Source organism: Jannaschia sp. S6380 (assembly GCF_023015695.1).
Taxonomy (GTDB): domain Bacteria; phylum Pseudomonadota; class Alphaproteobacteria; order Rhodobacterales; family Rhodobacteraceae; genus Jannaschia.
This window is the reverse complement of sequence record NZ_JALKAS010000002.1, coordinates 40,326-63,006: the sequence shown is the minus strand read 5'-3', so window position 1 is coordinate 63,006 and position 22,681 is coordinate 40,326. Positions and strand designations below refer to the sequence as shown.

The following is a 22,681-nucleotide window of genomic DNA, read 5'->3' as shown; positions in this document are numbered from 1 at the left end:
GCAACGTCTCCACGAGGTGCCCAATGACGATCCCCCTTTCCGCCATCACGCTGCACAGGGGCGACCTGCCGGACGGGCTCGACCTGGGCGGATCGGTCGCCATCGACTGCGAGACGATGGGCCTGTCGCCGCATCGGGACCGGCTGTGCCTGGTGCAGCTGTCATCGGGCGACGGGACCGTGCATCTGGTGCAGATCGAACGGGGCCAGGACAGCGCCCCCAACCTGGAGCGGCTGCTGACCGATGCGGCGGTGCTGAAGCTGTTTCATTTCGGGCGCTTCGACATCGCGGCGATGTACCATGCCTTCGGCGCGCTCGCGGCGCCGGTCTGGTGCTCCAAGATCGCGTCGCGTCTCGTGCGGACCTACACCGATCGCCATGGCCTCAAGGCGCTCCTGTCGGAGTTGCTGGGCGAGGATATCTCCAAGCTGCAGCAGACCTCGGACTGGGGCGCGCCGGAGTTGAGCGAGGCGCAGATGGCCTATGCCGCCTCCGATGTCCTCTACCTGCACCGGCTGAAGGCGGAACTGGACGCCCGCCTCGCCCGGGAGGACCGGGTCGCGATCGCGCAGGCCTGCTTCGACTTCCTTCCCACGCGGGCGAAGCTGGACCTGATCGGCTACCCCGAAACCGATATCTTCGCCCATTCCTGAAGGGGGACGCGATGGCCGCCCGCGCCGACAGATCGCCCCGGACGCACACGCGGCTGGTCCGTCTGGCCAAGCTGCTGCTTCCGGTCGCCGCCCTGGCCCTGCTGTCGACGATCTTCCTGCTGGCGCGCAAGGTGAACCCCGACGACGCGATCCCCTTCGCCGAGGTCGACGTGTCCGAGCGCGCGCGGGAACAGCAACTGACCATGCCCCGCTTCACCGGCGTCTCGACCGACGGGACGACCTACGATCTGTCGGCGCGCACCGCCCGACCGGATGCCGACGATCCGCGGCGCATGACCGTCGACGCGATGCGGCTGATCCTGGACGACGGGCTGGGCGGCACGGCGACCGTGATGTCGGACAGCGGACAGGTGGACACCGCCGCGCGGACCGTGATGCTGGACGGGGATGTCCGCATCGAAACCTCGTCCGGATACCGTCTGGAGACCGGGCGCCTTCAGGGTTCGCTCGGGCGGCTGGAGGTGGTCGCCCCGGGCGAGGTGACGGGCGACGGCCCGCTGGGCCGGCTGCGCGCCGGCGCGATGACGCTGGACGAGGGTCCGGAAGGCGCCGGTCGCCTCCTGTTCACCGGCGGCGTCGACCTGCTATACGTGCCGCCAAGCTGATTTGGATGATCCGATGTCGTTTCGCGCCCTGGCCCTTCTTCCCCTGCTCGCCCTGCCGGCCTCCGCGCAGGATGCCGTCGGCTTCGGCCAGGGCGATTTCGACCGTAGCGCCCCGGTCGAGGTGGCGGCCGACAACCTGCAGGTCGACCAGGCCACGGGCCGCGCAACGCTGACCGGCAACGTCGTGATCGCCCAGGGCGACCTGCGGCTGTCGGCGGACACGGTGACGGTCGACTATGGCGAAACCGGCGGAAGCCGGCGGATCGAGCGGCTGAACGCCGTGGGCGACGTTCTGATCGTCGCGGGCGAGGATGCCGCCGAGGGGCAGGAGGCCGTCTACACGCTGGGCACCTCGGACATCCTGATGACCGGCGACGTCGTGGTGACGCAGGCCGGTGGAACCCTGGCCGGCGACAGGCTGGCCATCAATCTGGAATCGGGGTCGGGAACGGTCACGGGACGCGTGCGGACCACGCTGCAGCCATGACCCTGTCGGTGACCGAAGGCGCGGGCGGCCTGACCATCCGCAACCTGCGCAAGTCGTATCGCAAGCGTCCCGTCATCCGCGACGTGTCGATGGACCTGGCGCGCGGCGAGGTCGTCGCGCTTCTGGGGCCGAACGGATCGGGCAAGACGACGACCTTCTATTGCATCGCTGGTCTGGTCACGCCCGATGGCGGCCGCGTCACGCTGGACGGCCAGGACGTGACCTGGCTGCCGATGTATCGGCGCGCCAAGGCCGGCATCGGCTATCTGCCGCAGGAGATGTCGATCTTCCGCGGGCTGACGGTCGAGCAGAACATCATGGCGATCCTCGAGGTCTCGCTTCCCAAGCGCCACCGGCGGCGCGAGCGGCTGGAGGAGCTGCTGGGCGAATTCCACATCGAACATCTGCGCCGGGCTTCGGCCCTGGCGCTCTCGGGCGGCGAGCGGCGCCGGGTCGAGATCGCGCGCTGCCTGGCCGCGAACCCGCGCTATCTGTTGCTGGACGAGCCATTCGCCGGGGTCGATCCGATCGCCGTGGGCGATATCCGCACGCTCGTCGTCGATCTGAAGTCGCGCGGCATCGGCGTGCTGATCACCGATCACAACGTCCGCGAGACGCTCGAAATCGTCGACCGCGCCTACATCCTGCACGATGGCGGCGTCCTGATGTCGGGCAGCCCCGACGAGGTGGTGGCCAACGACAATGTCCGCCGCGTCTATCTCGGCGAGAACTTCGCCCGCTAGCCCGGAGCCGATTCGGGCATTGACTTGGACGCGCATTCCAAGGCCCACTCGGGGGATGGAGCCCCGCTTTCCGACCCCGGAACGGATGCCGCCACCGCTGCGTTGGCTGACGTCGCGGCAAGGCCATCATGGTCCGAACGGGGCCCGGGCCGGCGGAAACCCACCCAATCCAGGAGGCATCATGCGCTACCAGATCACCGGCAAGCAGATCGACATCGGCGAGGCGTTGCAGACCCATGTGAAGTCCGAACTGGGAAGCGTGATCGAGAAATACGCGCAACGTCCGACGGATGCGCAGGTGGTGTTCTCGAAATCGGCGCATGAACATGTCTGCGAATCCACGGTCCACCTCTCGACGGGGCTGACCACCACGGCCAAGGCCAAGGCGACCGAGATCTATGCCGCCTTCGACGCCTGCGCCGAGAAGATGGACAAGCAGTTGCGCCGCTACAAGCGACGTCTCAAGAACCATCACCAGGAACGGTCGCGGCCGGTTGAACTCTCCGGAGCCTCCACCTATATCCTCGCCGCCGAAGCAGGGGAGGAGGACGAACCCGACTCTCTGGCGCCGGTGATCGTGGCTGAGATGCAGACGAACATTCCGTCTCTGTCTGTCGGCGAGGCGGTCATGCAGATGGAATTGGCCGGCGCGCCCGTGCTGGTGTTCAAGAACGAAAAGGGCGGGGGCGTGAACGTGGTCTACCGACGCGACGATGGAAACGTCGGTTGGATCGATCCGGCCGCCAGCGGCTAAGACCCCAAAACGGGGCTCGAGCGAGGGACAGAGCGGATGCAGCTGACCGAGATCCTGGCCCCCGGGGCTGTGAGGATATTGCCGAAAGCGTCGAGCAAGAAGCGTCTCTTCTGCAGCCTGGCGGAAGTGGCGCGCGATCTTCACGATCTGGACTATTCCGACGCCTTTTCCGCCCTGCAGGAGCGCGAGGCCCTGGGCACCACCGGCGTGGGCGACGGCGTCGCGCTGCCGCATGCGCGGATCGCAGGGCTGGAGCAGGTCCACGGTGTGTTCGTCCGGCTGGAAACGCCGCTCGATTTCGACGCGACCGACCGCAAGCCGGTCGATCTCGTCTTTGCGCTGTTCGCGCCGGTGGGCGCCGGCGTGGCGCATCTCAAGGCGCTCGCGCTGGTCTCGCGGACGCTGCGCGATGCCGCGCTCTGCGCAAAGCTGCGCGCCAATGACGACCCCTCGCTTCTCTATACCGTTCTGACCGACGACAACGCGTCGGCCGCCGCTTAGGCCCCGCCCCGGCGGGCGAAGCCGAAGGCCAGGTAGTCGCGGCGATAGGCTTCGGCGCAGATCGCCTCGGCCGCGTCGAGGTCCAGCCCTGCCGGCAGGTCTGGTGCTTCTGGGGACCACGGAACGGGCGTCCTGCCGGCCCCGCGCGCGAGCCGGTCCAGTTCCTCGCCGGCCATGTCCTCGCGGATCAGGCGCTGCGGCAGGACGGCCTGCGCCATGCCGGCCAGAAGGGCGGACTGGGTCGCCCATTCCGGCGCGACGGGCAGATCCGACTGCCCCCCCAGATTGGCCTTGAGGAATCGAAGGAAGCCGACGAAGGCCGCGCCCCGGTCGCCGTCGAGGTCGACACCGTGCTGGTTCGCCAGCTTGCGCCGAACGGTGTTCGCCCGCGGGCCCCGCTCGGCCAGGACCCGGACGAAGGCGTCATGCGCGCGGTCCAGCGGATGGCGCAGAATCGCGAAGCTGACGAAGCCGGGCCGGTCGCGCATCCAGGGGCGCAACGCCCTCTGCGTCATCCCCTCGGTCGGGGCCGCGCCATCCATCCGCGTCAGCCATTCGCGGACCGGCCGCGTGGGCCCGCCCGGTACCGGCAGCGCGATCAGCGGGCTTTCGGCGGCGGCCATCAGCGTGGGCACGGCCGGGCCGCGCACGGGTTCGGAATGAACGGCGCGTTCGAGCAGGAACGGATCGAGCGTGGCCAGATGGGCGCGCATCTCCTCGGGGTTCTCGACCTTGTCCTCCACCGGGCCGGGGTTCTGCCGCTTCAGGCGGCCCGGTACGGCGTCCAGCCGCGCGGCAACGCCAAGATAGGCGGCCAGCCCGTTCAAGACCTCGACATCGCCGATCTGGTCGTAGTCGATCCAGAACGCGCCCTGCCCCGTGACCTGCAACGCTCGCTGCAGCCGGTCGCGGAAGGCCCGCTGCCGCGATACGAGGGCGTCGAACTCCGCCGTGTCGAACCGGGCGCGGGCGGTGCGCGCCATCTTGGGGTTGGTCAGCCGCCACTGGCCCGTCTCGGCGGCGATGGCGAGCGAGACGTAGCTGTCCAGCGGATTGCGCGTCAGCACGATCTTGGCGATCCCGCGATCCTGCAGGATCGCGTCCAGCACGCGCGGGTCGTGATCGTGGAAGAAGCGGAAACCGGTCATGCCGGGGCGGTCGAGCACGGCTTGCAGCAGCGGAAACGGATCGGCGCTGCGGGCCGCTATGTCGAAGCCGAGAACCTCGGTCTTGCGCGGTCCGCCGACGAACACCGGATTGAAGATCTCTCCGAACCCCTCGACCCCGTCGAGGGCACCGAGCGAATCCTCGAGGTGGTTCGAGCCCGTCCGCATCTCGGCGAAGAGGACGAAGGCGCGGAACCTAGCGGACAAGGCGCGACCGCTCCTCCGGCTGGGGATCCTCGCCGGCCGGCAGCGCGGCGAAATCGCCCATGACTTGTGGCTTGGTCCCCTCGTTGCGCAGCCGGATCAGGAAGGCGCGCAGCCCGGATAAGTCCTGCATCCGCGGCATCTCGGTCAGGCGACGCGGGCCGGGGCCGGTGATCTCCTCCAGCACGGTGTGCAGCTTTTCCGCCGGCCGCAGGATGAAATCCGTCAGTGACCAGTGATGCACCCGCGCGGCCACGCCGGGCATCCGCAGACCGCGAAGAAAGTCCATCTCGATCCGCTGCAGGCGCGCGGCCTCGGATTTCAGCTCGGCGAAAGGCCGGTCCGACAGGTGCAGCGGCACGGCCCAGGCGCCCGAGATGATGGCCATCGTGGCATTGGGGTCGCGCAGCAGGAACCAACCGATCGCCTGCCGGTCGTTCGGCCCGAAGAAGAAGCTCTGCCGCTCGCCCCGCGTGGACCACAGCAGGTTGGTCAGGAACTGCTCCGACCGATAATCCCGCAGGGACGCCGAGTTCGAGAGGCAACCGTTCATCACCGTCTCGCCGCCCGCGAACTCGGCCATCTCGGGCGCGTAGAGGTGCCGATGCACCCGTCCGCCGATGCGCCGGGCAAGCCAGGCGTCGAAATCCCGGAACAGGTCGTCGAAGCCAGAAAAGACGTTGTATCGCGTGCAGGTCTGCCCCCCGCCGTAACCCGGCGCCGGAAACCGCGCCTGCGAGTAGAGCCCGACGCGCCCGCTGGCGCGCCGCTCGTTCGCCTTGGAGAACACCCTGTCGATCTTGCCGGGGTTCGGCTCCGCCCGGCGAATGGCGGGGCGATCATCGTCGAGGAAGTTGCGATAGAGCCCCTCCGCCCGCGGCCAGACCTTGCGCACGACGAAACAGTCCGAACGCTCCAGCAGTGGCTGGTGGTCGTCGTAGAAGACATGCGGCTTCCCCTCGATGTCGAATTTCGACAATGTCAGGGGGCGGCTTTCGATCCGGGTCGCATAGCGCCGCGCGAGAGACTGGAAATAGCTCTCGTCCGGGATCCAGACCTTGGAGAAATAGGCGTCGATTTCGGCTCGGTCCGGCGCCTCGAGGATCGATTCCAGCGTGCGCCGCGTCAGGCACCACCACTGGCTTCCCAGATGCGGCGAAACGCCGTCCGGAATGCGCCGCCTGAGGCCCAGCCAGCGTTGCAGGCCGACATAGGCATCGAACAGGCGCCGGCGCTTGCGCCAGGAGAACGGGAAGCGCAGCGTGAACCGCTCCTCCTCCAGTCCGTCGACCGTCCAGGTCACGTGATCCGTCGTCACGCTTTCGATGAAATCCGTCTCGGGGTGGGCATCCAGGTAGGCGCGCAGCTCTGCCACCGGCCGCAGCGGCAGGCAGGACCCGGAGGCGAGGAACACGTGCCGTACCTGCGGAAACTGCTTGAGAAGCCGCGTGGCGGCCTTCTGCGTCGCCCGCACCAGCGACCAGGTGCCCCATTCGACGCGGATCCGCCCGCAAAACCGGATCATCGGCTCGCCCTCGAACCGCTGGCGGAAGGCGCGGAACTTCCGCGTGCGCACCTTGCCGTCGACATGGATCACCACCGGGCAACCGTTCGCCGCGAAGTAGCGGGCGACCTGTTCGGCGCGGTCGAAGCCCGTATGGACCAGCATGACGAAGCCGAGCGTCACGCCCAGTTCCCCTTGGAGATCAGTCCCAGGATCTCGAGCTGGCGCCAGTTGATGTAGCGTTCGGACCACTTGCACCAGAGGTTGGCGTCTCGTTCCAATCCCTCGGCATAGACCTTGTATTCGTCGCCCGCGCGGAAATGCTCGGCCCTTTTCGACTCCTCCACGGCGCGGTCCACGAAGAGGCTCAGGAACTTGGCATGCATCAGGACGCCGGTCGTCTTCTCGCCCCCCGACGCGTCATAGGTCAGGTTCAGCCCACGCGGCAGGAGCGCATGGGTGGAGCTGACATAGACGAAATCGCGATGCCACTTGACCAGCGGCACCTTGTTCAGGGCCGGTGCCCGCCACGGGTCGTCGGCGAAGAAGGTGCGCGCGCGGACGCCGCCCTGGATCCAGAGGTTGCCGTAGAGCGAGTTCCTTTCATGGACGTAGTTGCCGCTGTCGAACCAGGTCGCGATCTCGAACGGGTCCTGCCCCTCGGTATAGGGTTGGGCGCCGATCGGTCCCTTTGGATACATGTCGAGGAGCATCGCCCCGAAGCTGCGGATCGAGGATGCGTCGAGCCAGTCGGTCAGCGCGCGCAGGGGGCGCGTGTCGCAGAACGGATAGACCAGGAACTCGTCGACATCGACGGTCAGGCACCAGTGCCGGTGAGCATGCTGGCGCTGCAACCAGTTCAGCCAGTCGACGCCGTAGGACGCGGCGGAATAGCTGGCCCGCGTGGTCCAGACCGATACGTCCTCCTGGGCCATGAGGTATTCGAGCGATCCGTCCTCGCTGCCGTTGTCGACAACAAAGAAATGGTCGACGCCGAGGCGGCGGTAGTAGTCGAGAAAGTAGGGGATCCGCGGCCGCTCGTTGCGCATCGTGGTGAAGGACAGGATGGCGTCGCGTCGGATCCGGCCCGTCCGGTCGCGAACGACGGTCAGTTGCCGCCGCCGCCGCAGGGCCCGGATACGCCAGTACCGGCGGCGCAGGCGCATCCTGTAGGACGAGATCAGGCCCATGTCGTCGTTCCGTCCCTTCCTGCGCCGGCGCCGATAGACCGTGCCTGCGCGACTTCACCAGCATTTGTCCCATCGAAGCAACGGACGGGCGTCGCCAGAGTTTCACCTGATTCCATTTCGCAACTGTTGAAGGCTCAGTCCCATCCACCTCGCGACAGCAGGCCCAGGCCCTCCAACTGCCGCCAGCCCTGATAGCGTGTCGACGCCTCGCACCACAGGACAGGCGCCTCGGTCAGAGCCTCGTAATACGCCTCATAGAGGTCGGAATTCTCGAAATGTTCCCGTCTGCGCTTCTCCTCGGCGGACTTCTGCACGATCTGCGGCAGGAACTTCGTGTGCAGCAGGACGCCGGTCGGCGCCTCGCCCCCCTCGTCGGCATAGACGTGGTTCAGCCGCCGCGGCAGCAGCGCATGCGTCGATGTGACATAGGCATATCGACGGTTCCACCGCACCAGCGGCACCTTCGACAGGGTCGGCGCCCGGCGCGGGTCGGCCGCGAAGAAGCATCGCGCGCGCACCCCGCCCTGCAGCCAGAGGTTCTGGAGCCTGGGCTGCCGGACCATGACGTAGTTGCCGGCATCGAACCAGGGCAGGACCGTCCGCGGGTCGGCGTCCGGCGCGGCATCCGGTCGGTCCAGCGCACCGCGCGGATACATGTCCAGCATCATGGCGCCCATCGACGCCCGACCCGTAAGGTCCAGCCAGTCGGTCAGCGCGCGCAGGTCGCGCCGGTCGTGATGGGCATAGACCAGCAACTCGTCCGCATCGACCGTCAGGCACCAGTGCCCGTGCCCGTGCCGCGCCAGCAGACGCGTGATCCAGTCCATGCCGAACCGCGCGGCCTTGTAGCTGCGACGCGTCGTCCAGACCGACACGTCGCGCTGTTCGGACAGGCAGGTGTCGGTCCCATCGTCGCTACCGTTGTCCACGATCAGAAAGTGATCGACGCCCAGCCGGCGGTAGTGGTCCAGAAAGCCGGGCAGCCGCCCCATCTCGTTGCGCATGGTGGCAAAGGCGAGGATGTCGCCCGTCTCGATCGCCCCGGTCCGGTCGGTCCGGGCCATCAGCTGGCGGCGCTTGACGAAGGCGCGCGCCAGCAGACGGCGCCGTCGCCAACGCAGCGCGTAGGCCGTCCGCACGGCCACCGCCCCGGTCATCGCCGTCAGGACTGACCCTGGCTGAGGTTCAGCTCGGCGATGAAGGCGGCCAGTTCGTCCCGCAGATCCGGGCGCGCCAGGCCGAAGGCCACCGTGGCTTGCAGGAACCCGGCCTTGGACCCGCAATCGTAGCGCTGCCCCTCGAAACGATATCCGTGTACGCCCTCGCCGCCGTCGATCTCGCCGGCGATGGCGTCCGTCAGCTGGATCTCGCCGCCCGCACCGGCATCCAGCCCGTTGAGGTTCTGCATCACCCGTGGGCTGAGGATGTAGCGCCCGATCACGGCCAGGTTCGACGGCGCGTCCTCGGCGGCGGGCTTCTCGACCATGGCCCGGACCTTCATCGTCTGCTTGCCGGCATCCTCGACGTCCAGGATCCCGTAGGAGGAGGTCTTCTCGGGCGCTACCTCCATCGCGGCGACCATGCTGCCTCCGGTTTCGGCATAGGCTTCGACCATCTGCTGCAAGCAGGGCGTGTCGGCGGCGATGACGTCGTCGGGCAGGATCACGGCGAAGGGTTCGTCATGGACGAGCCGCCGCGCGCAGGCGACCGCATGGCCCAGGCCCCGGGCGCGGGCCTGGCGGACATAGGCGATCTGCCCGCTCTCCATGTTGGTCCGGCGCAACGCCTCGAGCAGTTCGGGCTTATTCTTGCGCTCCAGCTCGGCCTCGAGGATCGGGCTGTCGTCGAAATAATCGCTCAGCGCCGATTTCCCGCGCGAGGTGATGAAGACGAACTCCTCGATCCCGGCGGCGCGGGCCTCGTCGATCGCGTATTGGATCAACGGCCGGTCCACCAGGGTCATGATCTCCTTGGGGACGGACTTGGTCGCCGGCAGGAATCGGGTGCCCAGCCCGGCGACGGGGAAGATGGCCTTGGTAACCTTGCGTGTCATCGTGAAAAAATCCTCTCGGGGCCGGTGCGCGGATCAGCCCGCCTTGAGCGTCACGCCCGGCGCATGGGCGATGAAAAAGGGGTTCTCGAAGCCGGGCTTGCCATAGGCCAGCGGCGTGTGATCGTCGAAGCGGACGACGCGCCCGCCCGCTCCGGACAGGACGGCGTGACCCGCCGCGGTGTCCCATTCCATCGTGCGCCCGAGCCGCGGATACAAGTCCGCCTCCCCGGTCGCGACGAGGCAGAACTTGAGCGACGAACCGGCCGATTTCATGTCCCGAACCGCGTATCGGCCGATATATTCGTCCGTCGCCGCGTCGCGATGCGACTTCGATGCAACAACCATCAGCGCGGAATCGTCCGGTTTCGTGACATGGATGGGTGTGCAGCGCCCCGGGGCGTCCATGTCGAAGGGTCCCGTCTCCTCGACCGAAGCGCCGTCGGCCCGGGTCCAGAACAGCCGCGCCTTGGCGGGCGCATAGACGACGCCGCGGATCGGCACGCCCCCTTCGATCCAGGCGATATTGACGGTGAAGTCGCCGCGGCGCTGCACGAACTCCTTGGTGCCGTCCAGCGGATCGACGATGAAGAAATCTGACACGGTCTGACCATGCGTCTGCGCCTGCTCCTCCGTCACGAGGGCCGCGTCGGGATAGGCCGCGCGCAACCCGGCCGAGATCACCGCATCCGCGGCCTCGTCCGCCAGGGTGACCGGGCTTTCGTCGGATTTCGACCGGACCCCCATGTCGTCCGAGCCGTAGATCTCCATGATCCGGTCCCCGGCCTCCAGCGCCAGGCGGCGCAGGGTCATCATCATTTCGTCGAAATCCATCGCTACGTCCGCTCCTCCGGGCCCTTCGTACCGGGGCACGCTTATGATATCGTCCCGTCCCGGGGCAAGCTGCGAAGGAACGCCATGTTCAGGATCGAACGCCGCGACACGGCCATGACCCGGGCCTTCACGCTGGGCGAGCTGATATTCCACGCGACGGTGCGCAACACGCGCAAGGGATACGGCAGCGGCCTGATGGCCCTGATGATGAACGTGCTGCAATCGGTGATCTTCATCGCCGCCTTCGTCATCATGTTCACCGTGCTCGGCCTGCGCGGCAACGCGATCCGCGGGGATTTCGTCCTCTACATCATGACCGGCATCTTCCTGTTCATGACCCACATCAAGGCCATGGGCGCGGTGGTGGGCTCCGAGGGGCCGACCTCGCCGATGATGAAGCACGCGCCGATGAACACCGCCATCGCGATCACGGCGGCGGCGCTGTCGTCGCTCTACCTGCAGACGCTGTCGATGTTCCTGATCCTGTTCGGCGTGCATGTCGCCTGGCACCCGATCGAGATCTTCGATCCGGCCGGGGCCGCGATGATGTTCCTGCTGGCCTGGTTCGTGGGTGTGGCGATCGGCATGGTCCTGCTGGCGGTCAAGCCGTGGTTCCCGAACCTCGTGACCGTCGTGAACTCCGTCTATGCGCGGGTCAACATGATCGCCTCGGGCAAGATGTTCGTCGCCAACACGCTGCCCTCGACGCTCCTTCCGTTCTTCGACTGGAACCCGCTCTTCCATGCGATCGACCAGGCGCGCGGCTATACCTTCATCAACTACAACCCGCATTACACCGACTGGCACTATCCGCTGATCGTCGGGACCGTGCTGCTGGTGATCGGATTGATGGGCGAGTTCTACACCCGCCGCCGGACGTCGCTGTCGTGGTTCGCCGCGCGCTGAGCCTGATCCTGCTGTCGCTCGCGGCGGGTGCGCCCGTGCAGGCGACGCAGGATGCCTGGCCCGCCCTGCATGACGTGGCGGGCGTGGCGGCGGACGACGTCCTCAACATTCGCCGCGCGCCGGATGCCCGCTCGGACATCGTCGGCCGACTGGCCCCCGACCGCAGGGGGGTGGAGGTCCTGCGCACCACGCCCGACGAACGCTGGGGCCTCGTCAACCGGGACGGGGGCATGGGCTGGGTCTCGATGCGCTACCTGGATCGGGGTCCGGGGCAATGGGCGGGCGCCTTCCCCGAGATCCGCGCCTGTTTCGGGACCGAACCGTTCTGGTCGCTGCGCCTCGACGGCGACGTCATCGAATGGTCCACTCCCGAGGGCGCGGCCGACGGAACCGTGATCGCCCGCCTCGGCGCGACGGCGCGGCGCGACCGGCATGGCCTCGTGGCCACGATCGACCGCATGCCCATGACCGGCATCCTGTCGGCCCGCGCCTGCTCCGACGGAATGTCGGATGCGGAATGGGGTCTGGCCCTGGACGCCGTCCTGGGCGCGGAGGTCCTGTCGGGCTGCTGCACGCTCGACCCCGCCCGCTGAACCGGGGCGGCCTAGAAGAACGCCTGCAACCCGGTCTGCGCGCGGCCGAGGATCAGGGCGTGGACGTCATGCGTGCCCTCGTAGGTGTTCACCGTCTCGAGGTTCATCATGTGCCGGATCACGCCGTACTCCTCCGAGATGCCGTTGCCGCCATGCATGTCGCGGGCCAGCCGCGCCACGTCGAGCGCCCGCCCGCAATTGTTGCGCTTGATGAGGCTGATCATCTCGGGCGCCGCGCGCCCCGATTCCATCAGCCGACCCACCTGCAATGCGCCCTGAAGACCCAGCGCGATGTCGGTCTGCATGTCCGCCAGCTTCTTCTGGAACAGCTGCGTCTGCGCCAGGGGCCGCCCGAACTGCTTGCGGTCCAGCCCGTATTGTCGCGCCGCTTGCCAGCACCATTCGGCCGCGCCCATGACGCCCCAGGCGATGCCGTAACGCGCCCGGTTGAGGCAGCCGAACGGTCCCTTCAGGCCGGACACGTTCGGCAGCAGCGCGTCCTCACCGACCTCGACCCCGTCCATCACGATCTCGCCCGTGGTCGAGGCGCGCAGCGACTGCTTGCCCGCGATCTTCGGCGCCGACAAACCTGCCATGCCCTTCTCCAGCACGAAGCCGCGGATCTTGCCCTCATGCGCGTCGGACTTGGCCCAGACCACGAACACGTCCGCGAACGGCGCGTTCGAGATCCACATCTTCGATCCGCTGATCCGGTAGCCGCCATCGGTCCTGACCGCCCGCGTCTTCATCGACCCGGGGTCCGAGCCGGCATCGGGCTCGGTCAGCCCGAAACAGCCGATCAGCTCGCCCGAGGCGAGGCCCGGAAGGTATTTCCGCCGCTGTTCCTCGGACCCGTAGGCGTGGATCGGATAGATCACCAGCGACGACTGCACCGACATCATCGACCGATAGCCCGAATCGACCCGCTCGATCTCGCGCGCGATCAGGCCGTAGGTGACGTAGCCTGCGCCAAGGCCGCCATACTCCTCGGGCAACGTCGCCCCCAGCAGGCCCGCCGCGCCCATCTTCGGGAACAGGCCGGGGTTCACCGTCTCGGCGGCATAGGCCTCGCGCACGATCGGGGCCAGTTCGGCCTCGGCGAAGGCCCGCGCGGCATCCCGCAGCATCCGCTCGTCCTCCGAAAGCGCATCCTCCAGCCGCAGGGGGTCGGACCAGTCGAACGATGCGAGGTCGGGGCCGAAACCCGGGGCCGTGGTGTCCTTGGGCATCTCTATTCCTCCGTATCGGACAGGCGGTCGGCGAAGAACGCCGTCAGCCTGTGTTTCAGTATCTTTCCCGTCGGCGCCGCCGGCAACTCCCGGGCCAGGACGATCCGCGAGGGCCGCTTGTAGGCCGACAGCCGCGCCCCCACGAAGTCGCGCAGCGCATCGGGCGAGAGCGTCGCGGGGTCGGCGCATTGGACGAAGGCCAGAACCTCCTCGTCGCCTTCGACCCGGCGCCCGATCACTGCCGACTGGATCACGTCGGGATGGTCGTTCAGCGCCGCCTCCACCTCGGGCGGATAGACATTGAAGCCGCCGCGGATGATCAACTCCTTGCAGCGCCCGACGACGTGAAGACGGCCGCCATCGTCGATCCGGCCCAGATCGCCGGTCCGCAGCCAGCCATCCCGATCCAGAACGCGCGCCGTCTCCTCGGGGTTGCGATAGTAGCCCGTCATCACGTGCGGGCCACGCGTCAGGATCTCGCCGACATCGGGGGCCTCGCCGCCGACGGAGGGGTCCAACCGGATCTCGATCCCCGGTAGGGGCGGCCCGACGCTGACATCGGGCGTGCCGATCGGATTGCGGGTGCCGCAGATGCCGGCGGTCGATTCGGTCATCCCGTAGCCGTTCTGCAGCGCCAAGCCATAGAATGCCTCGGCCTTACGCTTCCAGGTCGGGTCCAGCGGCGCCGCACCCGAGGAGACGTAGCGCAGTGCGCTCTCCTCTAGCCGGTCGAGGCCCCGCTCCTTCACATGGGCCATCAGCAGGGCATGCATCTGCGGCACCGCCGGAAAGATCGTGACGCCGTCCAGCAGCGCATCGTACAACCGCTCGGGCCGGAACCGCGCCTCGAACCGCAGGCCCGCGCCCGCATGCGCCGCCGCCATAAGCATCGAGGCCAGCCCGAACACATGCGTCATCGGCAGCACGCCGTAGACCAGATCGCCCGCGCGCATGCCGCGCAGCTCGGCCGAGGTGCGGCCGGCGAAACGCAGGTTGTCGTGGCTCAGCATGACGCCTTTCGGGTCGCCGGTCGTGCCGGTGGTATAGAGGATGACCGCCGTGTCGGCGTCGGGGGCAGGCGCGGCGCCGGCCCCGACGCCCGACAGCGCCACGCGCTTGCCGGCGACCTGCCGGATCCCGGCCCCCGCCGCATGGGCATGAGCCTCCGCGTCGGGAGAGGCATCGACCGTATAGGCGATCACGCGCGGCCCCGCATGGGCAACGATCCGGGCGATCTCGGCGCCGCTCATCCGTGCGTTGACAGGCACGGCGACGGCCCCCAACCGGCTGGCCGCGAAGATCATCACGGCAGCCGCCACGCCGTTCTCGGCCACCAGCGCCATCCGGTCACCGGGGCGCAGGCCCGCCCCCTCCAGCATCTCGGCCGCCCGGCCGATCTCCCGGGCATAGTCCGCGAAGGAAAGCCCGGTGCCGCCTGGCTCCTGCACCGCGGTCGCGTCGGGCATATCGCGGGCCCGCGCGTCGACCAGGTCGTGTATCTGCCCGCCGCTCATTCCGCCGCCTTCGCCGCCGCTGCCGGCACGCCCAGCCGCGCCAGCGCGACCTTCGCCTCGGCCTCCAGCTCGGCCACGATCTCCGCCAGGGGCGCCACCCGGTCCGTCAGGCCCAATGACTGTCCCGCCGACAGCATGCCCTTCGACACGTCGCCGGTGGCATAGGCCTGCCGCCCGATCGCGCCGGACACCAGCGGCATCAGTGCGGCAATGCCTATGTCGGGGTCCTCGCGCTCCAACCGTGCGACCTCACGCGCGGTGTCGTTGGCGAGCGTCCGGATCGTGTTGCGGACCGACGACATCGACAGGATCGTGTCGCGCTCGGTCGCCGCCACCATGGCGTCCTTGTAGCCGCGATGCGCGCCAAGCTCCTCGGCCACCAGGAACCGCGTGCCCACGACCACGCCCGATGCCCCGGCGGCCAGCGCACCGACGATCTGGCTGCCCGCCCCGATGCCGCCGCCGATCAGGAACGGGATCGTCAGGCGTCGTTCGGCCAGCGCCTGGTTGACCACGGTCCCGACCAGGTCCAGCCCCGGATGCCCGCCGCATTCGGCCCCGACGATGGAGACCATGTTGACGCCCACGGCCTCGGCCTTCACGGCGAAGCGGACCGACGGGACCTTGTGCAGGACGATGATGCCCGCGTCCCGCAGGATCGGCAGGAACGGCTCGGGGTTGCGGCCCGACGTCTCGACGAAGCGCACGCCCTCGCCCGCGATCAGGCGGAACGTCTCGGCGATGGTCTCGCCCTCGACAAGCTTGGGCAGCATCGAGACGTTGACCCCGAACGGCAGGTCGCCGCAGGCGTCGCGCGCCCGGGCGATCTCGGCCCGCAGGTCGGCGGGGTCCTTGAAGCTGGCCGCCGTGATGAAGCCGATGATCCCGGCCCGGGCGCACGCAGTCACGTAGGCCGCATCCGACAGCCACATCAGCCCGCCCGCGACGATCGGCAGACGGCAGCCGAAGGCACGCGTCAGGGCGGTGTCGAAGACGGCGGCGGTCATGCGCGGACCTTCGCGAAATCGGGGCGCCGCTTGGCCAGAAACGCGCCGATCCCCTCGGCCGCTTCGGGGGCGGCGACGGCCTCGGCCATCGCGTCGCGTTCGGCATCCATCTGCGTCGCGGGGTCGGTGGCGTAGGCGGCGTTCACCAATGCCTTTATCCGCCCCTGCGCCCCCGTCGGCCCTTGGGCCAGCCGGTCGGCCAGTGCCATGGCGGCCGCCAGCGGGTCGTCCGAAACTTCACTGACCGCGCCAAGTGCATGCAGCCGGTCCGCCGTCACCGCCTCGCCCAGCAGGGCCATCCGCATCAGCATCGCGCGCGGCAGGTGCCGCGCCAGGTTCGCGGTCAGGCCGCCATCGGGCACGAGCCCCGCCTCGACATAGGCCGCCGTGAACGTCGCGCCCGGATCCGCCACGATCATGTCGCAGGCAAACGCGATGGAGGCCCCGGCCCCGGCGGCGCCGCCCTCGACCGCGGCGATGACGGGAACCGGGCAGGCCATGATACCCCGGACCAGATCGTGCAGCGCCTCGATCCGCGCCAGCCGTTCGTCGCGCGGCAGATCGCGGCGCGTGGCCAGTTGCGTCAGGTCGCCGCCCGCGCAGAAATAACCGCCATCGCCATGCAGGATGACGGACGCGACGCGCGCCTCCCCGGCCTGTTGCAGCGCGCGGGCCAGCACGTCGTAATATTCGGGCGTCAGCGCGTTCCGCCGCGACGTGTTCGCGTTGACCACCAGCAGGCGGTCGCCTCGATCCTCCAGCCGTGCGGTCACGACAGGCGCTCCGCCGGGACGCGCTTGAAGACGCCGGTGGCGGTCGCGATCAGGGTGCCGTCGGACCGTTCCAGCACGCCCTCGACGAAGAGGGTGGACCGCCCGCCCCCCGTCAGCCGCCCGGTCGCGACCAGTTCGTCGCCGGCATGGGCGGGCGCCAGGAACTGCGTCGTCATCGAGATCGTCAGGAACGGCGCGCGGCCCGTCCCGTCCACCGACAGGCTGGCCGTGGCGCCCAGCGCGTTGTCCAGCATCGCCGCCGCAATCCCGCCATGCAGCGCCCCGTGCCGATTGGTATGCGCCCCGGTCAGGGTCAAGCGACAGCGCGCGCGCCCGTCCCCCGCGCCCACGTCGAGGACATAGCCCAGAAGTCTCTGCGCCCCGGTTTCGTCCCTTATGATCCCGTCCCCCATGTCAGACCGCCGACAGTTCGATGAACCGGTCGAGGTGGTGCAGCGCGTCGCCGAAGCGATGGTCGACCATCGTCAGGCGGCGGGCGAGATGGGCCAGCCCGTATTCCTCGGTCATGCCGATGCCGCCATGCATCTGGATCGACTCCTCGACCACCAGGCGGGCGACGTTTCCGATCAGGTTCTTGGTCGCGGCGACGTGACGGTCGCGGTCTGGCTTGTCGATATGGCCGGCCAGGTTGATGACGGCGGACCGGGCCTGCTCGATCTCGATCAGCATCTCGGCCATGCGGTGCTGCAGGACCTGGAACTTGCCGATGGGCTGCCCGAACTGCTTGCGGGTGCGCAGGTAGTCGACGGTCAGTGCGCGGATCGCCTCCATCAGCCCGAGCGCTTCGGCGCAGATGGCGAGCGTGGCGCGGGCGTGAACATCGGCGATCGCGTCGAACGCATCCTCGGCCAGCAACGTGGCGGGCGTGCCGTCGAGGTCGATTTCCGACGCCATGCCCCCACCGACCAGCGGATAGGGCCTGAGCGACAGCGCATCGGCGGCGACGCGGAACAGGGCGATGCCGGTGCGATCGGCGGTGTCGCCCGACAGGCGCGCCGTCACCAGCACCTCCCTTGCGGCGGGCGCGTTCACGACCACCGACTTGCGCCCCGACAGGGTCCAGCCATCGCCGTCCCGCACGGCCGTCGTCGCCACCCGCGCCAGGACATAGCGGGACCCCGGTTCGCCATGCGCGAGCGCCAGATGGGCACCACCCGCGATCACGTCCTCGATGTCCGCGCCGAAAGCGACCAGCAGACCGCCGCCCAGCACTCCGGTATCGATCAGCGGATCGACCGCCCCGGCGCGGCCCAACTCCTCGAACACCACGGCGAGGTCGAAGCCGCCGCCGCCGAAGCCGCCCTGCTCTTCCGCGAACAGCGCGCCGATCACGCCCATCTCGGCCAAGCCGGACCAGACCTCGGGCGCGAAACCCGCCTCCGCCGCCTCGGCCCGCGTCGCGGGGTCGTAGGCATCCGACAGGTAGCGGCGCAGGCCGTCCTGCAGCATCCGGTTCTCGTCGCTGAGTTCGAAATTCATGTCACAGCTCCAGGATGGCCTTGGCGATGATGGTCTTCTGCACCTCGTTCGAGCCGCCATAGATCGAGAGCTTGCGGTTGTTCAGGTACTGCCCCGTCACGGGACGCAGATGTTCGGGGCCGACGGGGCCCTCGTTCGCGCCCTCGACCGCCTCGGACTGGAACGGCATCGCGTAGGGTCCCGCGGCGATGCGGGCCAGCGCGTTGATCTCCTGCCGGATGACGGTGCCCTTGACCTTCAGCATCGACGATTCCGCGCCCGGCGCCTGCCCCGCCGCGGCGGCCGAGACGACGCGTAGGTTAGTCGTGGCCATCGCCATCAGGTCGATCTCCAACCGGGCTATTCGGGCAGCGAAATGCGGGTTCTCGATCAGCGGGCGGCCGCCATCCTGCTCGGCCCGCGCGATCCGCTTCAGGTTTTCGAGGCCCGCATTGGCGAAGCCCACACCGGCGATGTTCGTCCGCTCATGCGTCAGCAGGTACTTGGCGTAGGTCCAGCCCTTGTTCTCCTCGCCCACCAGGTTCCGGGCGGGCACGCGCACGTCCGAGAACCAGACCTCGTTCACCTCGGCGCCGCCATCCAGAAGGACGATGGGTCGCACCTCGACGCCGGGACTGTCCATGTCGATCAGAAGGAAGCTGATCCCCTCCTGCGGCTTGCCCGCCCTGGACGTGCGCACGAGGCAGAAGATCTTGTTCGCGTACTGGCCCAGCGTCGTCCATGTCTTCTGACCGTTGACGACGTAATGGTCGCCGTCGCGCACGGCCTCGGTCCGCAGGCTGGCCAGGTCGGACCCGGCGCCGGGTTCGGAGTAGCCCTGGCACCACCAGTCGTCGCCGTTCAGGATGCGTGGAAGGTAGTGATCCTGCTGCGCCTTGGACCCGAACTTCTGCAGCACGGGGCCCAGCATGGCGATGCCGAAGGGCACGATGCGGGGCGCGCCGACCTTCGTGGTCTCGTCCTCGAAGATGTGGCGCTGCACCGCGTTCCAACCGGCGCCCCCGAATTGCTTGGGCCAGTTGCCGGCCAGCCAGCCCTTCGCGTTCAGGATGGCGTGCCATTCCTCGTGATCGGCCTTCGCAAGGGCGCGACCGGCCCGCCCCCTTTCGGTCAAACGCTCGGGCAGGTTGTCCTTCAGGAACCGGCGGACCTCGTCGCGGAACGCCTTCTGGTCGTCGGTATAGTCGAGGTTCATCGCGCCATCCCTTCAGAAGATCTCGAACAGGCCCGCGGCCCCCTGGCCGCCGCCGATGCACATCGTCACGACGCCCAGCTTCGCGCCGCGCCGCCGCCCCTCGTGGAGGAGGTGGCCGGTCATGCGCGCGCCGGTCATGCCGAACGGGTGGCCCACGGCGATCGACCCGCCATCGACATTGCATATGGCGTTGTCGATCCCGAGTTCATCGCGACAATAGAGCGCCTGGCTCGCGAAGGCCTCGTTCAGCTCCCACAGGTCGATATCGCCGACCGTCAGCCCATGCCGCTCCAGAAGGCGCGGCACCGCGAAGACCGGCCCGATCCCCATCTCGTCGGGGTGGCATCCGGCGACGGCGAAGCCCTTGAACGCGCCCAACGGCTCCAGCCCCTGCCGCTCGGCTTCGCCCGCCTCCATCATCACGAGCGCGGCCGCCCCGTCGGAAAGCTGCGAGGCGTTGCCGGCGGTGATGAACTGATCCTTGCCGCGCACCGGTTGCAGCTTTCGCAGGCCCTCCAGCGTGGTCGACGGTCGGTTGCACTCGTCACGCGAAACGGTGACCTCGCGCTGGCTGACGGCGCCGATCTCCTTGTCCTTGACGTCCATCGTGACGGTGATCGGCACGATCTCGGCGTCGAAGCGTCCGGCCTCCTGTGCGGCGGCGGTGCGTTGCTGGCTCTGTAGACCCAGCTCGTCTTGCGCCTCGCGCCCGATGCCATAGCGAGCGGCGACGATATCCGCCGTCTCGATCATCGGCAGGTAGAGGTCGGGGCGGTTCGCCTCCAGCCTGTCCTCGCGCGAATGGCGAACGGGTGGCTGGACCAGACTGATGCTCTCGACGCCGCCGACCAGCACCGCCTTCGCGCCCTCGACCGCGATCATGTGCCCGCCCATGGCCACCGCCTGCAGCCCGCTGGCGCAGAAACGGTTCACCGTGGCACCCGCGATGCTGTCGGGCAGGCCCGCGCGGATCACGATCTGGCGCGCGATGTTCCCGCCGGTGACGTATTCCGGGTAGCCGCAGCCCCAGATGCTGTCCTCGATCAGGTCGGGGTCGATACCCGCGCGCGTCACCGCCGCGGCCGCAACATGGCCCCCCATCACGGCGCCATGCGTGGCGTTGAACGATCCGCGTCCGGCCTTGCCGATGGGCGTGCGGGCGGTCGAGACGATGACGGCATTCTTCATGTGTCGGCCTTTCGGTTCAGGCTGGCGAAATCGGCGCCCTCGGCGACCAGACGTTCCAGCAGCGGCGCGGGGCGCCAGAAATGATCGTCGTCCTCGGCGAAGGCGCGGATATCGGCCAGGATCCGGTCGAGGCCCTGCGCATCGGCCCAGTGCATCGGCCCGCCCCGGTGGCGTGGAAAGCCGTAGCCGTGCAGGAACACGACATCGACATCCAGGGGCCGCGCGGCGATGCCGTCCTCGACCACGCGCGCGGCCTCGTTGATCATGGCAGCCATGTAGCGGCGGACGATCTCCGCGTCGGTGAAACTCCGTTCGCCGGTACGGGCCTCGGCGATCAGGCGCGCGGCCTCCGGGTCCTCGCGACCCTTCCGGTCCTCGGAATAGTCGTAGTACCCCGCCCCTGATTTCTGCCCCAGCCGGCCCGCGTGATAGAGCGCGTCTGCAAAGGTCGGCACCCGATCGCGCGGATGCGCGTCGGCCGCCTTGCGCTGTCGCGTGGCGTAGCCGATGTCGAGCCCGGCCAGGTCGGACACCTGGTAGGGGCCCATGGCGAAACCGAAGCCGCGGATCGCGCGGTCGATCTGATACGGGCTGGCGCCGTCCAGGACCATGTGATCGGCGGCGGTGCGATAGTGCGACAGGATGCGGTTGCCGATGAACCCGTCGCAAACACCCGCGCGCACGGCGATCTTGCCCATACGTTTCGCCAGGGCGAAGGCGGTCGCGATGACCTCCGGCGCGGTGGCGTCGGCCACGACCACCTCCAGCAGCTTCATGATATGGGCGGGCGAGAAGAAGTGCAGCCCGATCACGTCCGCGGGCCGCGAGGTGGCGGCGGCGATCGTGTCGACGTCCAGATAGGACGTGTTGGTGGCGAGGATCGCGCCCGGCTTCATCACGGCGTCGAGGCGGCCGAACACCTCGCGCTTGACCTCCATGCTCTCGAACACGGCCTCGATGGCGAGGTCGGCATCCGACAGCGCGGCATAATCCGTCACCGCGTCGAATGACATCGCGGCGCGGGATGCGGCGTCCAGCTTGCCGCGCGTCTCGGCGGTGTCGAGGTTCTTCGCCACCGTCGCGCGGGCCTTTTCGGCCGCATCACCGTCGCGTTCGACCAGCGTCACGCGCAGACCGGCCAGCAGCGCCGAGGTGGCGATGCCGGACCCCATCGTGCCGCCGCCGATCACGGCGACATCGGCGACGTCGCGCGGGGCGACATCCGCGATCCCGGGCAGCTTGGACACGGCGCGTTCGGCGAAAAAGGCATGGATCAGGCCCGCGCGCTGCGGGGTGTCCATCAGGTGGCGGAACAGGCGGCGCTCCTCAGCCAGCCCCTCCTCGAACGGCAGACGGGCCGCCGCCTCGACCGCGTCGAGCGCCGTCAGCGGCGCGACCTGACCGCGCGCCTTGCGCTCCAGATCGGCGCGCAAGTCCGACAGGTCAGCCCCCGCCACGTCGCGCGCGCCGGTGGGTCGCGGCCCGGCCCCCTGCGCCAGCAGGTCCTCCGCATAGGCCCGCCCAGCCGCGCGCACGTCGCCCTCGCCCAACCGGTCGATCAGTCCCATCTCCAGCGCCGTCTCGGCCGAAACAGGTACGCCGCCGGTGATCATCTTCGCCGCCGCCGCAAGCCCGACCAGGCGCGGCGTCCGTTGCGTGCCCCCCGCGCCCGGCAGGATACCCAGCGATACTTCGGGCAGGCCCAGCTTCGTCCCGGGCACCGCCAGACGGTAGTGACAGCCCAGCGCCACCTCCAGCCCGCCACCCAGGGCGGTGCCGTGGATCGCGGCGACGACGGGCTTGGCGCAGGCCTCGATCCGGTTCACGACCTCGGGCAGCCAGGGATCGACCGGCGGCTTGCCGAACTCCGAAATGTCGGCGCCGCCGATAAACAGCCGCCCGTCGCCCAGGATCACCGCGATATCGGCCGCGTCGTCGTCCCCGAACCGGGCCATCGCGTCCCAGAGGCCCGCGCGGACGGCATGCGACAGGGCGTTGACCGGCGGGTTCGCGACCGTGATCACGGCGATGCGGTCCTGAACATCGTATCGAACGGGGTCCATC

General features: G+C 68.8%; 23 protein-coding genes. 8 read left to right on the top strand and 15 right to left on the bottom strand.

Features of this window, described 5'->3' with window-relative positions:
• The first annotated feature begins 23 nt into the window (after positions 1-23).
• The 6 genes from MWU52_RS13320 to MWU52_RS13295 all read left to right on the top strand — a co-directional run bounded on the left by MWU52_RS13320 (position 24) and on the right by MWU52_RS13295 (position 3,764).
• Positions 24-653 (top strand): ribonuclease D, encoded by a 630-nt coding sequence (locus MWU52_RS13320; RefSeq protein ID WP_246953046.1) that lies wholly within the window; start codon positions 24-26, stop codon positions 651-653.
• An 11-nt stretch (positions 654-664) separates the two neighbouring features.
• Entirely contained in the window at positions 665-1,279 is a 615-nt protein-coding gene (gene lptC, locus MWU52_RS13315) for an LPS export ABC transporter periplasmic protein LptC (RefSeq protein WP_246953044.1), read from the top strand.
• Between the two features lie 13 nt (positions 1,280-1,292).
• Complete coding sequence (gene lptA / locus MWU52_RS13310) at positions 1,293-1,766, top strand: lipopolysaccharide transport periplasmic protein LptA (RefSeq protein WP_246953041.1); 474 nt, start codon at positions 1,293-1,295, stop codon at positions 1,764-1,766.
• Complete coding sequence (gene lptB, locus MWU52_RS13305; protein WP_246953039.1) at positions 1,763-2,509, top strand: LPS export ABC transporter ATP-binding protein; 747 nt, start codon at positions 1,763-1,765, stop codon at positions 2,507-2,509. Before lptA ends, lptB begins: the two co-directional genes overlap by 4 nt.
• A gap of 181 nt (positions 2,510-2,690) precedes the next feature.
• On the top strand, positions 2,691-3,263 hold the full coding sequence (gene raiA / locus MWU52_RS13300; protein WP_246953038.1) for a ribosome-associated translation inhibitor RaiA: 573 nt from the start codon (positions 2,691-2,693) through the stop codon (positions 3,261-3,263).
• A 36-nt stretch (positions 3,264-3,299) separates the two neighbouring features.
• The gene (locus tag MWU52_RS13295; RefSeq protein ID WP_246953036.1) at positions 3,300-3,764 is read left to right on the top strand and encodes a PTS sugar transporter subunit IIA; all 465 of its coding nucleotides are present in this window, start codon (positions 3,300-3,302) and stop codon (positions 3,762-3,764) included.
• On the opposite strand, the gene MWU52_RS13290 is transcribed toward MWU52_RS13295, so the two are convergent.
• From MWU52_RS13290 to cysQ, 6 genes are all read right to left on the bottom strand, one after another.
• Positions 3,761-5,137: a nodulation protein NodH gene (locus MWU52_RS13290; protein WP_246953034.1), complete on the bottom strand. Its 1,377-nt coding sequence runs from the start codon at positions 5,135-5,137 to the stop codon at positions 3,761-3,763. The two genes, MWU52_RS13295 and MWU52_RS13290, sit on opposite strands and share 4 nt — an antisense overlap.
• Positions 5,127-6,821 (bottom strand): beta-1,6-N-acetylglucosaminyltransferase, encoded by a 1,695-nt coding sequence (locus MWU52_RS13285; RefSeq protein WP_348645521.1) that lies wholly within the window; start codon positions 6,819-6,821, stop codon positions 5,127-5,129. Before MWU52_RS13285 ends, MWU52_RS13290 begins: the two co-directional genes overlap by 11 nt.
• Positions 6,818-7,828, bottom strand: coding sequence for a glycosyltransferase family 2 protein (locus MWU52_RS13280; protein WP_246953032.1), 1,011 nt, complete (start codon positions 7,826-7,828; stop codon positions 6,818-6,820). Before MWU52_RS13280 ends, MWU52_RS13285 begins: the two co-directional genes overlap by 4 nt.
• Before the next feature lie 134 nt (positions 7,829-7,962).
• The gene (locus tag MWU52_RS13275) at positions 7,963-8,967 is read right to left on the bottom strand and encodes a glycosyltransferase family 2 protein (protein WP_246953030.1); all 1,005 of its coding nucleotides are present in this window, start codon (positions 8,965-8,967) and stop codon (positions 7,963-7,965) included.
• Positions 8,968-8,990: 23 nt separating this feature from the next.
• The gene (gene galU, locus MWU52_RS13270; RefSeq protein WP_246953028.1) at positions 8,991-9,881 is read right to left on the bottom strand and encodes a UTP--glucose-1-phosphate uridylyltransferase GalU; all 891 of its coding nucleotides are present in this window, start codon (positions 9,879-9,881) and stop codon (positions 8,991-8,993) included.
• A gap of 33 nt (positions 9,882-9,914) precedes the next feature.
• Complete coding sequence (cysQ, locus tag MWU52_RS13265) at positions 9,915-10,712, bottom strand: 3'(2'),5'-bisphosphate nucleotidase CysQ (RefSeq protein WP_246953026.1); 798 nt, start codon at positions 10,710-10,712, stop codon at positions 9,915-9,917.
• An 84-nt stretch (positions 10,713-10,796) separates the two neighbouring features.
• On the opposite strand from cysQ, the gene MWU52_RS13260 reads away from it, so the two are divergent.
• Together MWU52_RS13260 and MWU52_RS13255 are read left to right on the top strand one after the other, a co-directional pair.
• Complete coding sequence (locus MWU52_RS13260; protein ID WP_246953024.1) at positions 10,797-11,618, top strand: ABC transporter permease; 822 nt, start codon at positions 10,797-10,799, stop codon at positions 11,616-11,618.
• Positions 11,600-12,211, top strand: a complete 612-nt coding sequence (locus tag MWU52_RS13255) for an SH3 domain-containing protein (RefSeq protein WP_246953022.1) — start codon at positions 11,600-11,602, stop codon at positions 12,209-12,211. Before MWU52_RS13260 ends, MWU52_RS13255 begins: the two co-directional genes overlap by 19 nt.
• Positions 12,212-12,222: 11 nt before the next feature.
• Here MWU52_RS13255 and MWU52_RS13250 read toward each other — a convergent pair whose 3' ends face one another.
• The 9 genes from MWU52_RS13250 to MWU52_RS13210 are packed head-to-tail and all read right to left on the bottom strand — an operon-like array spanning position 12,223 to position 22,680.
• Complete coding sequence (locus MWU52_RS13250) at positions 12,223-13,440, bottom strand: acyl-CoA dehydrogenase (RefSeq protein WP_246953020.1); 1,218 nt, start codon at positions 13,438-13,440, stop codon at positions 12,223-12,225.
• Positions 13,441-13,442: 2 nt separating this feature from the next.
• Entirely contained in the window at positions 13,443-14,954 is a 1,512-nt protein-coding gene (locus MWU52_RS13245) for an AMP-binding protein (RefSeq protein ID WP_246953019.1), read from the bottom strand.
• The gene (locus MWU52_RS13240) at positions 14,951-15,961 is read right to left on the bottom strand and encodes a nitronate monooxygenase (RefSeq protein WP_246953017.1); all 1,011 of its coding nucleotides are present in this window, start codon (positions 15,959-15,961) and stop codon (positions 14,951-14,953) included. The genes MWU52_RS13245 and MWU52_RS13240 overlap by 4 nt, the downstream gene beginning before the upstream one ends.
• Positions 15,958-16,734 (bottom strand): enoyl-CoA hydratase family protein, encoded by a 777-nt coding sequence (locus MWU52_RS13235; protein WP_246953015.1) that lies wholly within the window; start codon positions 16,732-16,734, stop codon positions 15,958-15,960. Before MWU52_RS13235 ends, MWU52_RS13240 begins: the two co-directional genes overlap by 4 nt.
• The gene (locus MWU52_RS13230; protein WP_246953013.1) at positions 16,731-17,147 is read right to left on the bottom strand and encodes a PaaI family thioesterase; all 417 of its coding nucleotides are present in this window, start codon (positions 17,145-17,147) and stop codon (positions 16,731-16,733) included. Before MWU52_RS13230 ends, MWU52_RS13235 begins: the two co-directional genes overlap by 4 nt.
• A gap of 1 nt (position 17,148) precedes the next feature.
• Positions 17,149-18,234: an acyl-CoA dehydrogenase gene (locus tag MWU52_RS13225; protein WP_246953011.1), complete on the bottom strand. Its 1,086-nt coding sequence runs from the start codon at positions 18,232-18,234 to the stop codon at positions 17,149-17,151.
• Between the two features lies 1 nt (position 18,235).
• A complete protein-coding gene (locus tag MWU52_RS13220) occupies positions 18,236-19,429 on the bottom strand; it encodes an acyl-CoA dehydrogenase family protein (RefSeq protein WP_246953009.1) in 1,194 nt (397 codons plus the stop codon).
• 12 nt (positions 19,430-19,441) lie between these two features.
• Complete coding sequence (locus tag MWU52_RS13215) at positions 19,442-20,617, bottom strand: acetyl-CoA C-acyltransferase (protein ID WP_246953007.1); 1,176 nt, start codon at positions 20,615-20,617, stop codon at positions 19,442-19,444.
• Positions 20,614-22,680 (bottom strand): 3-hydroxyacyl-CoA dehydrogenase NAD-binding domain-containing protein, encoded by a 2,067-nt coding sequence (locus MWU52_RS13210; protein WP_246953005.1) that lies wholly within the window; start codon positions 22,678-22,680, stop codon positions 20,614-20,616. The genes MWU52_RS13215 and MWU52_RS13210 overlap by 4 nt, the downstream gene beginning before the upstream one ends.
• Between the last annotated feature and the right edge of the window lies 1 nt (position 22,681).

Bases quoted from the DNA above. Each gene is read 5' to 3' on its own strand.
- MWU52_RS13320 (WP_246953046.1), top strand. From the start codon at position 24: ATGACGATCCCCCTTTCCGCCATCACGCTGCACAGGGGCGACCTGCCG.
- lptC (WP_246953044.1), top strand. From the start codon at position 665: ATGGCCGCCCGCGCCGACAGATCGCCCCGGACGCACACGCGGCTGGTC.
- lptA (WP_246953041.1), top strand. From the start codon at position 1,293: ATGTCGTTTCGCGCCCTGGCCCTTCTTCCCCTGCTCGCCCTGCCGGCC.
- lptB (WP_246953039.1), top strand. From the start codon at position 1,763: ATGACCCTGTCGGTGACCGAAGGCGCGGGCGGCCTGACCATCCGCAAC.
- raiA (WP_246953038.1), top strand. From the start codon at position 2,691: ATGCGCTACCAGATCACCGGCAAGCAGATCGACATCGGCGAGGCGTTG.
- MWU52_RS13295 (WP_246953036.1), top strand. From the start codon at position 3,300: ATGCAGCTGACCGAGATCCTGGCCCCCGGGGCTGTGAGGATATTGCCG.
- MWU52_RS13280 (WP_246953032.1), bottom strand. From the start codon at position 7,828: ATGGGCCTGATCTCGTCCTACAGGATGCGCCTGCGCCGCCGGTACTGG.
- galU (WP_246953028.1), bottom strand. From the start codon at position 9,881: ATGACACGCAAGGTTACCAAGGCCATCTTCCCCGTCGCCGGGCTGGGC.
- cysQ (WP_246953026.1), bottom strand. From the start codon at position 10,712: ATGGATTTCGACGAAATGATGATGACCCTGCGCCGCCTGGCGCTGGAG.
- MWU52_RS13260 (WP_246953024.1), top strand. From the start codon at position 10,797: ATGTTCAGGATCGAACGCCGCGACACGGCCATGACCCGGGCCTTCACG.
- MWU52_RS13250 (WP_246953020.1), bottom strand. From the start codon at position 13,440: ATGCCCAAGGACACCACGGCCCCGGGTTTCGGCCCCGACCTCGCATCG.
- MWU52_RS13245 (WP_246953019.1), bottom strand. From the start codon at position 14,954: ATGAGCGGCGGGCAGATACACGACCTGGTCGACGCGCGGGCCCGCGAT.
- MWU52_RS13240 (WP_246953017.1), bottom strand. From the start codon at position 15,961: ATGACCGCCGCCGTCTTCGACACCGCCCTGACGCGTGCCTTCGGCTGC.
- MWU52_RS13230 (WP_246953013.1), bottom strand. From the start codon at position 17,147: ATGGGGGACGGGATCATAAGGGACGAAACCGGGGCGCAGAGACTTCTG.
- MWU52_RS13225 (WP_246953011.1), bottom strand. From the start codon at position 18,234: ATGAATTTCGAACTCAGCGACGAGAACCGGATGCTGCAGGACGGCCTG.
- MWU52_RS13220 (WP_246953009.1), bottom strand. From the start codon at position 19,429: ATGAACCTCGACTATACCGACGACCAGAAGGCGTTCCGCGACGAGGTC.
- MWU52_RS13215 (WP_246953007.1), bottom strand. From the start codon at position 20,617: ATGAAGAATGCCGTCATCGTCTCGACCGCCCGCACGCCCATCGGCAAG.
- MWU52_RS13210 (WP_246953005.1), bottom strand. From the start codon at position 22,680: ATGGACCCCGTTCGATACGATGTTCAGGACCGCATCGCCGTGATCACG.